The organism is Magnetovibrio blakemorei (assembly GCF_001746755.1).
Lineage (GTDB): Bacteria > Pseudomonadota > Alphaproteobacteria > Rhodospirillales > Magnetovibrionaceae > Magnetovibrio > Magnetovibrio blakemorei.
Genome location: NZ_MCGG01000025.1, coordinates 133,596 through 143,226 on the forward strand (window position 1 = coordinate 133,596; position 9,631 = coordinate 143,226).

12 protein-coding genes and 2 tRNA genes are annotated in these 9,631 nt (G+C 55.6%); 11 read left to right on the forward strand and 3 right to left on the reverse strand.

The window, feature by feature from the left end; translation table 11 throughout:
- Positions 1–329: 329 nt before the first annotated feature.
- Positions 330–404 (reverse strand) — tRNA-Thr (locus BEN30_RS09025).
- Between the two features lie 121 nt (positions 405–525).
- Between BEN30_RS09025 and BEN30_RS09030 the strand changes: the two genes are divergently transcribed.
- From BEN30_RS09030 to BEN30_RS09080, 11 genes are all read left to right on the forward strand, one after another.
- Entirely contained in the window at positions 526–729 is a 204-nt protein-coding gene (locus tag BEN30_RS09030) for a hypothetical protein (RefSeq protein ID WP_069958014.1), read from the forward strand.
- A 125-nt stretch (positions 730–854) separates the two neighbouring features.
- Complete coding sequence (gene murA / locus BEN30_RS09035; RefSeq protein ID WP_069958015.1) at positions 855–2,141, forward strand: UDP-N-acetylglucosamine 1-carboxyvinyltransferase; 1,287 nt, start codon at positions 855–857, stop codon at positions 2,139–2,141.
- 101 nt (positions 2,142–2,242) lie between these two features.
- Positions 2,243–2,917 (forward strand): ATP phosphoribosyltransferase, encoded by a 675-nt coding sequence (gene hisG, locus BEN30_RS09040; RefSeq protein ID WP_456085416.1) that lies wholly within the window; start codon positions 2,243–2,245, stop codon positions 2,915–2,917.
- Complete coding sequence (gene hisD / locus BEN30_RS09045) at positions 2,901–4,199, forward strand: histidinol dehydrogenase (protein ID WP_069958017.1); 1,299 nt, start codon at positions 2,901–2,903, stop codon at positions 4,197–4,199. The genes hisG and hisD overlap by 17 nt, the downstream gene beginning before the upstream one ends.
- Before the next feature lie 17 nt (positions 4,200–4,216).
- Positions 4,217–4,690, forward strand: a complete 474-nt coding sequence (locus BEN30_RS09050) for a UPF0262 family protein (protein WP_069958031.1) — start codon at positions 4,217–4,219, stop codon at positions 4,688–4,690.
- A gap of 16 nt (positions 4,691–4,706) precedes the next feature.
- Positions 4,707–5,147: an arsenate reductase ArsC gene (locus tag BEN30_RS09055; protein WP_069958018.1), complete on the forward strand. Its 441-nt coding sequence runs from the start codon at positions 4,707–4,709 to the stop codon at positions 5,145–5,147.
- A 96-nt stretch (positions 5,148–5,243) separates the two neighbouring features.
- Positions 5,244–5,462, forward strand: a complete 219-nt coding sequence (gene infA / locus BEN30_RS09060) for a translation initiation factor IF-1 (RefSeq protein ID WP_069958019.1) — start codon at positions 5,244–5,246, stop codon at positions 5,460–5,462.
- A 52-nt stretch (positions 5,463–5,514) separates the two neighbouring features.
- Complete coding sequence (locus BEN30_RS09065; protein WP_084005301.1) at positions 5,515–6,108, forward strand: Maf family protein; 594 nt, start codon at positions 5,515–5,517, stop codon at positions 6,106–6,108.
- A 12-nt stretch (positions 6,109–6,120) separates the two neighbouring features.
- The gene (locus BEN30_RS09070; RefSeq protein ID WP_069958020.1) at positions 6,121–7,590 is read left to right on the forward strand and encodes a ribonuclease E/G; all 1,470 of its coding nucleotides are present in this window, start codon (positions 6,121–6,123) and stop codon (positions 7,588–7,590) included.
- Between the two features lie 5 nt (positions 7,591–7,595).
- A complete protein-coding gene (locus tag BEN30_RS09075) occupies positions 7,596–7,826 on the forward strand; it encodes a DNA gyrase inhibitor YacG (RefSeq protein WP_084005302.1) in 231 nt (76 codons plus the stop codon).
- Positions 7,827–7,924: 98 nt separating this feature from the next.
- A tRNA-Phe gene (locus BEN30_RS09080) sits at positions 7,925–8,000 on the forward strand.
- A gap of 415 nt (positions 8,001–8,415) precedes the next feature.
- Here the strand turns inward: BEN30_RS09080 and BEN30_RS09085 are convergent.
- Together BEN30_RS09085 and BEN30_RS18835 are read right to left on the reverse strand one after the other, a co-directional pair.
- The gene (locus tag BEN30_RS09085; RefSeq protein WP_069958021.1) at positions 8,416–9,438 is read right to left on the reverse strand and encodes a hypothetical protein; all 1,023 of its coding nucleotides are present in this window, start codon (positions 9,436–9,438) and stop codon (positions 8,416–8,418) included.
- Positions 9,435–9,631: hypothetical protein (locus tag BEN30_RS18835; protein WP_211563338.1), on the reverse strand; the 197-nt coding region annotated here is incomplete at its 5' end. The genes BEN30_RS09085 and BEN30_RS18835, both read right to left, overlap by 4 nt.

Genomic DNA, 9,631 nt, shown 5'->3' on the forward strand with positions numbered 1-9,631 from the left:
CGATGTGGGGCTTTTTAATAATGATGCCTCCGGTCAGAATTGGACTGTCGACTTCACCCTTCATACCTTCTACAACTTCCGTTTCCTGGCTTGGCTCAGGATTTCCAGCAGCGTTTCTGGAAGGTTTCCCCGACCAGGTGCGGTGTATATAAATCTGTTTTCAAATTGGATAGGTAATCTATTTCCCAAGGGCGTGCCCTACCCCTGAGCTACAACGGCTAATTTTCTTTATGCAACCAGGGCTCGATTTGGTACGAAACCTGGTACGAAACCCAATGCCGCGAAAGTTGCGCAATGGATTTAGTATATTGAATTTAATGAAGAAAAAATGGTGCCGCCGGACAGAATCGAACTGTCGACCTCACCCTTACCAAGGGTGCGCTCTACCCCTGAGCTACGGCGGCACATGCTGTGAAAGCGGGCGGAACATGCCACACGGTCCGGGGAAAGGCAAGCGTCCTTGACGGGATTTTTTTCACCGCGCATGGTGAAGCCATAATTTGTCTTCAATTAGAGCCTTAAGCCATGCCCAAAGATAAGTCCTCCGAAGGCGCAGATGAGCGTCCCATCGCCCAAAGCGAGCTTGATCGTCTCGATCGTCAGGGTGCTGCTTTGCGGGCCAACCTCAAAAAACGCAAACGCCAAAGCAGCGCGCGCAAAGCGCCTATTACCGTGCCCGATGCGTTGCCCGCAAAAGATCCCAATTCGGACACAGAAAAGCACGACTAGCCCTTATGGTGATGGGGGACCGAGGGTTTTGGCCCGGTTAAGCCTTGTGAGCGCGGTGTCCTTGGGCTAAAAGCGGGTCCTTGGGCGAAAAGCCTGGGCACATTCTCTTTAACATTGGACAGTTCATGGACCAAATCGTGATCCGGGGCGGCAACCCCCTTAAAGGCATCATCCCCATTGGTGGGGCAAAAAACGCGGCGTTGCCGTTGATGGCGGCCTCGCTTTTGACCGACGGGGTGCTGCGCCTGTCCAACTTGCCGCATTTGGCTGATATCTCGACCATGGCGCACTTGTTGGGCGACATGGGGGTCTCCATCGCCATGGAAGGCGACGCGCCGGACGGTGGGCCGATTGGCCGGGTGTTTGCCCTGGATGCTTCGGGCTTGACCCAAACCACTGCGCCTTATGATTTGGTGCGGCGCATGCGTGCCTCGGTGTTGGTGTTGGGGCCTTTGGTGGCCAAACATGGTCACGCGCGGGTTTCCTTGCCTGGCGGTTGCGCCATCGGCACGCGCCCCGTTGATTTGCACTTGAAAGCTCTGGAAGCCTTGGGTGCTGAAATTCAACTGTCCGAAGGCTATGTTGAAGCCAAAGCCCCGAACGGCCTGAAGGGCGGTCATGTGCTGTTTTCCAACGTCACCGTGGGCGGCACCGAAAACATCTTGATGGCGGCGTGTCTGGCCAAGGGCGAGACCGTAATCAGCAACGCGGCGCGCGAACCCGAAGTGACGGATTTGGCCCATTGTCTGGTGGCCATGGGGGCAAAAATCGACGGCATCGGCACCGATACCCTGAAAGTGCAAGGCTGTGAAAGTCTTCATGGTGCCGATTACACCGTGGTGGTGGACCGTATCGAAATGGCGTCTTACGCCGTGGCGGCGGCGGTGACCGGTGGCGATGTGGTGTTGAAAGGCGGCCGTCTTGATTTGATCGAGGCGGTGGTGGACGTCATGCGCCGCGCCGGTGTGGATATTGAAGAGGTCGAAGGCGGCCTGCGCGTCAGTCGTAAAAACGGCGCCATCAAAGGCTTTGATGTGATGACGGAGCCCTATCCCGGTTTTCCCACCGACATGCAAGCCCAGATGATGGTGCTGGCGTCTGTGGCCGAAGGGGCCTCGATGATCACCGAAACCATTTTTGAAAACCGCTTCATGCACGTCCCCGAATTGGTCCGCATGGGCGCCGATATCAACGTTCATGGTCGCTCAGCCATTGTGCGTGGGGTGAAAAAGCTGTCCGGCGCGCAAGTGATGGCGACCGATTTGCGGGCGTCCAGTTCTTTGGTGCTGGCCGCTTTGGTGGCCGAAGGCACGACCCAAATCAGCCGCGTTTATCATTTGGATCGCGGCTATGAGCGCCTGGAAGAAAAACTTGCGGCGTGCGGGGCGGAAATTGAACGGGTGCGGGAATAGCGCCCCAGGCGGACACCTTGGGCGGAAACACCCCTGGAAACCCTCAGCAAAACCCTTTATATATGCCGCCTTCCGGGCATTCCGGGTGTGGAGAGAATGTTGTGAGTGCTGCTGCAAAAGAAAAACTGGTTCTGGCGTTGCCCAAAGGGCGCATCCTTGAAGAGGTGATGCCCATCGTGCGCGCGGCGGGAATCGAGCCTGAACCCGACTTTGACGACCCCAAGTCGCGCAAGCTGTCGTTCGCCACCAATCATGCCCATTTGGAAATCATCCGCGTGCGCAGTTTCGATGTCGCCACCTTCGTCGCCTTTGGCGCGGCGCACTTGGGCGTTGCCGGCGCGGACGTGTTGATGGAATTCGACAACCCCGAAATTTATGCGCCGTTGGATTTGGGCATCGGCTATTGCCGCATGTCGGTCGCCGAACCCAAGGAACTGGGGGATGAAGACGATCCCAGCACCTGGAGCCACGTGCGCGTCGCCACCAAATACCCCGAAATCACCAAAAAGCACTTTGCCCAGCGCGGCGTGCAGGCCGAGTGCATCAAGCTGAATGGCGCCATGGAACTGGCCCCGGCCATGGGCTTGTGCTCGCGCATTGTCGATTTGGTGTCCACGGGTTCGACCTTGAAGGCCAATGGCTTGGTGGAAGTCGAAGTGATTGCCGAAATTACGTCTCGCTTGGCGGTGAACCGCACCGCCTGGAAAACCCGCCCCGACGAAATCGGTGGCTGGATTGAACGTTTCCGGGAGGCCCTCCATGCCCAAGCGTCTTGATATTTCTGACCCAGATTTTGAAGTTCAGTTCAAAGAGGTTTTGGGGGCCAAACGCGAAGCCGACGTTGATGTGAACGAAGCCGTCGCCGCGATCTTAAAAGACGTGGCCAACCGGGGTGACGCGGCGGTGGTCGAGTACACCAATCGCTTTGATCGGCAAAACTTGAGCGCTGCCGAGTTGGCCTTTAGCGGTGAAGAATTAGACCAGGCCCTGGCCAAGATCGAGCCTGACCTGTTGGCCGCGCTTAAGCTGGCCGCAGAGCGGATCGAGTCCTTTCATGAACGTCAATTGCCGGACATGGAAGACTACACCGACGAAGACGGCGTGCGCTTAGGCTATCGCTGGACTGCGGTGGAAGCGGCTGGACTGTACGTTCCGGGCGGCTTGGCGGCGTATCCGTCGTCGGTTTTGATGAACGCCATTCCCGCCCGCGTGGCCGGGGTGGACCGTTTGGTTATGGTGGTGCCGACGCCTGACGGCCAAATTAACCCGTTGGTGTTGGCAGCGGCCAAACTGGCCGGCGTCAGTGAGGTCTACAGGATCGGCGGCGCACAGGCCGTCGGCGCGCTGGCGTACGGCACCGAAACCATCAAAGCGGTCGACAAAATCGTCGGCCCCGGCAATGCCTATGTGGCGGCGGCAAAACGCCAAGTGTTTGGCACCGTGGGCATCGATATGATCGCAGGGCCCAGTGAAATCCTGGTGGTGGCCGACGGTGAAAACGATCCGTCCTGGGTGGCCGCTGATTTGCTGAGCCAGGCCGAACACGACAGCGTCGCTCAATCCATCTTGATCACCGACGACAAAGACTTCGCAGACCGGGTCGAAGCCGCCGTGGAAAGCCACCTGAAGACCTTGAGCCGCCAAGACATCGCTCGCGCCAGCTGGGAAAATTACGGCGTGGTCATTACGGTCGACGATCTGATGCGCGACGGCGTGCCTTTGGTCGACCGCATCGCCCCTGAACACTTAGAGCTGGCGGTCGCTGATCCCGATGCGCTGTCGGAAGCGGTGCGCAATGCCGGGGCCATTTTCTTGGGCCGTTATACGCCTGAAGCCATCGGCGATTATGTGGCGGGTCCCAATCATGTTTTGCCGACTTCGCGCACGGCCCGCTTCTCGTCGGGGTTGGGGGTGCTTGATTTCATGAAGCGCACCACCTTTATTGGCTGTAATGCTGAAAGTCTCAATGCCATCGGCCCGGCAGCGGTGAAACTGGCCACTGCCGAAGGCCTTCAAGCGCATGGGTTGTCCGTGTCCATCCGTTTGAATAGAACTTGAGCAAAGGGCAGGACGCCATGTCCGATAAAACGCGCATCCAAAAGATTTATTTAGATGAGCAATCGGTGGTCAACCGCAGCCCCCAAGTCGAGCATGAGCGCAAAGTCGCCATTTACGATCTTTTGGACAACAACTTTTTTAATCTGGTGGGCGGACCCGAAGGCCCGTATGTGTTGCGTCTGTCGATTGAAGAAAATCGTTTGGCGTTTGATGTGCGCGCTGCGGACGAAACCCCGATCAAGCGTTTTATGCTGGCGTTGTCGCCGTTCCGATCCATCGTGCGCGAATACCTGATGGTCTGCGACAGCTATTATAAAGCCATCAAAACCTCCAGCCCGTCGCAAATCGAAGCCATCGACATGGGGCGGCGCGGCCTGCACAACGACGGTTCCGATATTTTAGAGCAGCGCCTCAAAGACAAGGCCGAGCTGGACAACAATACCGCGCGTCGTTTATTCACGTTGGTGTGCGTTTTGCACATTCGGGCATAGGGGGGGCTCAAAGCGGATGTCCCTCCCCAGCGCCGTTTTGTTTTCTTGTACCATGAATTCCATTCGCTCTCCCATGGCGGCGGCGATTTTGCGCCATTTTCACGGTCGCGATATTTTTGTCGATTCGGTTGGCGTGCGCGCCAAAGATGTTGACGGTTTCGCCATCCAGGTGATGGATGAGATCGGTATCGACATTTCCGAGCATCAAGCCAAGACCTTTGATGACTTGGAAGACAGCTCCTTCGACCTGGTCGTGTCGCTGTCGCCTGAAGCGCAGCATAAAGCCGTCGATCTGACGCGCTATATGGCGTGCGACGTGGAATTTTGGAACACTTTTGACCCCAGCGTGGCGGAAGGGTCGCGTGAGGAACGCTTGCAAGCCTATCGCCAAGTGCGCGATGAACTGGTAGAGCACATCAAGGGAAGATTCCCTTTGCCCTCCGCATATGACATTTGAGAATGATTTTTTACGAAAATGTGGGAAAAAACTTGACCTTTAGGGCACAACTAGCCACTTATGGGCCGCCTAAGGCATAAACATATTGAGAGATTAATGGCAAAAGAAGAAGTTCTTGAATTTTCCGGGCTCGTTACCGAACTCCTGCCCAACGCAATGTTCCGCGTCGAACTGGAAAATGGACACGAAATCCTGGCGCACACAGCGGGAAAGATGCGCAAGCACCGCATCCGCGTTCTTGCTGGTGACAAGGTGACGGTCGAAATGACGCCGTATGACCTGACCAAAGGTCGCATCACGTTCCGCTTCAAATAGCCCGGCGCAGGTTCCCTGCACGCGGCTGAGATGGAAGAGGGGGAGTTGCGTCTTGTCCGGTCCCATTGCATTGATATTGGCTTCAGCCTCGCCCAGGCGGGTTGAACTGTTGGCGCAAATCGGCATCACACCCAACCTGATCGTTCCGGCCCACGTGGACGAGACGCCGCTGGACCGCGAGCGTCCCATAGATATGGCGCGTCGTTTGGCAGATGCCAAGGCGCGTGAAGTTCACAAAAATCACCCTCAGGCCTGCATCATCGGTGCGGACACCGTTGTTACAGTGGGGCGGCGCATCCTCGGCAAGGCCGAAGATGAAGCCCAGGCGCGGGCTTTTTTAACGCTGCTGTCGGGACGCAGCCACCGGGTTATCGGTGGGCTGTGTGTGCTGGCCCCAGATGGTCGAGCCGTGCTGAGGGTACTCACCACCAAAGTTGATTTTAAACGCCTCTCAGCGGCCGAAATTGATGGCTACATCGCATCCGGCGAATGGCACGACAAAGCAGGCGCTTATGCCATTCAGGGCCTTGCCGGGGCGTTCGTCAAATCCATCAACGGCTCTTATTCCAATGTTGTTGGTCTGGCGGTGCACGACGTCGCCAATGCGCTCAAGGGCCTGGGCATTCATCCCCCAGGCTTGGTCTAGAGGGGCTGGACCATGGCTGACTCGTTGATCGTTCGCGTCCGTCCCGGTGAAACGCGCATAGCCCGCGCAGGTGCTGACGGACGGCTCAAAGACTTTGCCATTTATCACGATCAAAGCGCCGGCCTTGTGGGCGACGTGTTTTTGGGGCGGGTGAAAAAAGTCATTCCCGCCATGGAAGCGGCGTTTGTCGATATCGGTGCGGGCCGTGACGGTTTTCTCGGTTTGCCCGAAGCCCGTCCTCACCCACACATGGGCGGTGAAGCGCCGCGTGACCGCATTTCTGATTATGTGCACGAGGGCCAAGCCCTGTTGGTGCAGGTGTTGGCGGCAGAGCGCGACGGCAAAGGGCCAAAACTGAGCGCGCGCATTAGCGTCCCCGGAGCCTTTTTGGTGCTGACACCAACCGATCCCGGCATTCGCGTGTCCAAGCGCATCCGTGACGATGCTGAACGCAATCGTCTACGGGCTTTGCTCACCAGTGGTCAGCTGCGCGAAAAAGAAGGCTGTGTGGTGCGTTCTGGGGCTGCTGGGGCCAGCATCAAAACCCTTCACAGTGAAATCGAATTGCTACGCGCGCGGTGGATGGAGTTAAAAACCCACGCCTCCCACGCCAAGCCGCCCGCCTTGGTCAGCGGCGATGTGCCCGCCGCCGTTCAATTCTTGACCGAAAACGGCTTAGGCGGCATCACCAAGATCGTTATTGATGACGGGGTCAGCGCCGCCCGGTTGCAAACGGACTTAACGACCCTCGGCGCCTTGCCATCTGGCGGCATCGAACGCCATACCAGTGCCGTCGATGTTTTTGACGTTTTGGGCATCGCCGATGAAGTTATGGGCTTAATGAACGCAACGGTGCGATTGCCGGGTGGGGGCTCGTTGATCATCGAAGAAACGGCCGCCGTCACCACCATCGATGTCAACGTCGGTGGGGGCGGAGAGGGCAAAGGCGGGCGGGCCACGGATTTGGCCTTGTCGACCAATTTGGAAGCCGTCAAAGAAGTTGCCCGGCAAATGCGTCTGCGCAACTTGGCGGGCTTGATTGTGATCGATATTTTGACCATGTCGGGCAAAGACGGCCCCGGACGTGTGGTTACGGCCTTGAAAGAGGCTACGGCCCTTGATCCGGCCAGTCCTCAAGTTCTGGGCACCACCAACGGCGGTTTGTTGGAAGTGACACGTCCGCGTCGCCGTCCGCCGCTTTCGACCTTGTGGATGGCACCGTGCCCGGTGTGCCAGATGGGCCGCGCCGAAGCGCCGCTGTCGATCGGTTATCGGGCGCTAGACCGGGTGTTGGCGGAAGTATGGGCTTCGCCCGCGTTGATTCCGGCCCTCAAGTCTTCGCCGTCCGTCATCCGCGCCTTAAAAGAACAGGGCCAAGTGGTCTTGGCTGAAATGGAAACCAAATTGGGGCAACCGTTGGAATTGATCGCAGACGATTCGATTCCCTTCGGTCAGTTCCGCATCGATCCGGCAGAGAGATAAGTGCCATGAATGACAACAAAGTTGTTGACCTGAAAACCGTTAAGACGGCCAAAATGGCGAAAAATAAGGGTTCTAAGTGCCCCATGTGCGCCAAACCGACTGTGCCTGAGTACAAGCCGTTCTGCTCTAAACGCTGCGCCGACCTTGATTTGGGCAAGTGGCTGGGCGACGGTTATCGGGTTCCCACCGACGAAGTTGCGGGCGCTGGCGATGACACGGGTTATGACGAAGATTGAGGTCTAAAAAAAAGCTGAATTCCAGTGCTGGACAGCGGCCTCGGAATTTCCTATAAACCGCCCACCCCATCATCGCGCCATTCGGTTCGGTGATCTGTGCCCGGGTAGCTCAGTTGGTAGAGCAGCGGATTGAAAATCCGCGTGTCGGTGGTTCAAATCCGCCCCCGGGCACCATTAAACCCTTGAAAGCATTGAGCTTTTCAAGGGTTTAATTTTTACCCCCCCAGCCCGAAAAAAATCCCCCCAAAATCCCCCCATTGTATTCGTCGTTTTTAGACTTAGATTCGGTATAAAAGAATCACACGGGGTTTTTCATCCCAATTACTGAGCGGCACCTCAGAAAATTGAAACTTTGATTTTGTAACCTGTTTAAAATCAATACGATATGACCTCATATTTTGCAAAACTTGGTATTTATAGAGGTGTCCATAGGTTAGTCATTTTGGACAGCAAAAGATTTCGTAACAGTTATACATGAAGAGTTTCAGTCATAATTTTAGTATGCCGCACAATGAGACACGCAATCACTACGTGCATACGCTGCTTGCAAATCAACCTATGATTAATATATATTTAAATATACAAACTATCATTGTTGCGGGTAAGGGAGGAACCAGCCAATAGACGGAGCGTCAACCTGAGCAACGGGTAGTCGCTGAGCATCATGATGCTTAATATCTTTGTAAAACTCCGTTTTGGGGTACTGGTTCCACTGAATACGGTCGAGCAGGATCGGAAGGCGGTCCAACCACCGCCGCTCCAACCATTCAAGTAGATCATTTTGAGCTTGTTCGAGGCGGTCACGCATGGCGGGGCTGAGTGGACGGCGACCTAATTCTTGATCGTCGTGGTACGAATGGATTTCAATATTACGTAAACGTATGGCTCCGCCGATAAACCAGTTGATCGCCAACAGGGATGGTAAATCGACGCTTTTAAACCGTAGCGATCCTGGCATTTTGGTAATCTGACCTGCGATAGTGTCTGCCCACGATTCTGGTGTTAGATCACACAGCGAATATCCACACCAAAAAAATTGATCCTTACCCAGGTCCATTCCAATCCTGTAAATATCATCGGCATCGACGACTTCGCCCCCAAGGTAAAATTCCTGCACAGATCGAGGGATGGTGGAGTTGATCCATTCGCTGAACCCCGTCATTGCTGCGGTGGCATTGGCGTTGATGATGAAAGCGTGGTCCCAAGCCCAGCAGTGTTTAATACCCGCTGGGATGGACGATTTAACGGGTTCGGGGAGAAGACCTGGTTTGCCTTTTAATTGAAACATCACGATCCAGCGTCGAACCAAATCTGGATCATCCGAGTGCCAAGCGATTTCCACAATGTCTCTACAATCGGATTCTGATCGATAAACCTGCAACAAGGCAAGAAACGGTTGTCCTTGCATTTTACCTTCGATGCGAGCGATTGATTGAACGCGAGGTGCAATCATGTCGTCTCCGTCAAAAGACAGGCAGAGCGTAAATGGTCTCACTTCGATCTCGATGGCATCCCATTGGCTGGTGTGAATTCGATGAATGGGGCGATCATCGTGGTCAAAACTATCGATGACCCGGTAGAGCAGTTTTTCGAGTTCAGGGGTGCATCTCATGACTCGCACAGCCGATCCATCTCGTCCTGCACACGCCCCATGATCGTTTCTAAGGCGTCTACACCAACCTCAAAGGCTTTGCGTTCATCATTGTCGCTGGTTTCTTCCATCGCTTGGATGGAAGCGAGGTAGGTATCGTGTAACCCCCATGTGAGCCGATATAGGACATCTATGTTGGGGTGCCTGCCTCGGG

What these genes read in the sequence shown, in the direction of transcription:
- BEN30_RS09030 (WP_069958014.1), top strand. Translation starts at nt 526, where the DNA reads ATGCCCAAAGATAAGTCCTCCGAAGGCGCAGATGAGCGTCCCATCGCC.
- murA (WP_069958015.1), top strand. Translation starts at nt 855, where the DNA reads ATGGACCAAATCGTGATCCGGGGCGGCAACCCCCTTAAAGGCATCATC.
- hisD (WP_069958017.1), top strand. Translation starts at nt 2,901, where the DNA reads ATGCCCAAGCGTCTTGATATTTCTGACCCAGATTTTGAAGTTCAGTTC.
- BEN30_RS09050 (WP_069958031.1), top strand. Translation starts at nt 4,217, where the DNA reads ATGTCCGATAAAACGCGCATCCAAAAGATTTATTTAGATGAGCAATCG.
- BEN30_RS09055 (WP_069958018.1), top strand. Translation starts at nt 4,707, where the DNA reads ATGTCCCTCCCCAGCGCCGTTTTGTTTTCTTGTACCATGAATTCCATT.
- infA (WP_069958019.1), top strand. Translation starts at nt 5,244, where the DNA reads ATGGCAAAAGAAGAAGTTCTTGAATTTTCCGGGCTCGTTACCGAACTC.
- BEN30_RS09070 (WP_069958020.1), top strand. Translation starts at nt 6,121, where the DNA reads ATGGCTGACTCGTTGATCGTTCGCGTCCGTCCCGGTGAAACGCGCATA.
- BEN30_RS09075 (WP_084005302.1), top strand. Translation starts at nt 7,596, where the DNA reads ATGAATGACAACAAAGTTGTTGACCTGAAAACCGTTAAGACGGCCAAA.
- BEN30_RS09085 (WP_069958021.1), bottom strand. Translation starts at nt 9,438, where the DNA reads ATGAGATGCACCCCTGAACTCGAAAAACTGCTCTACCGGGTCATCGAT.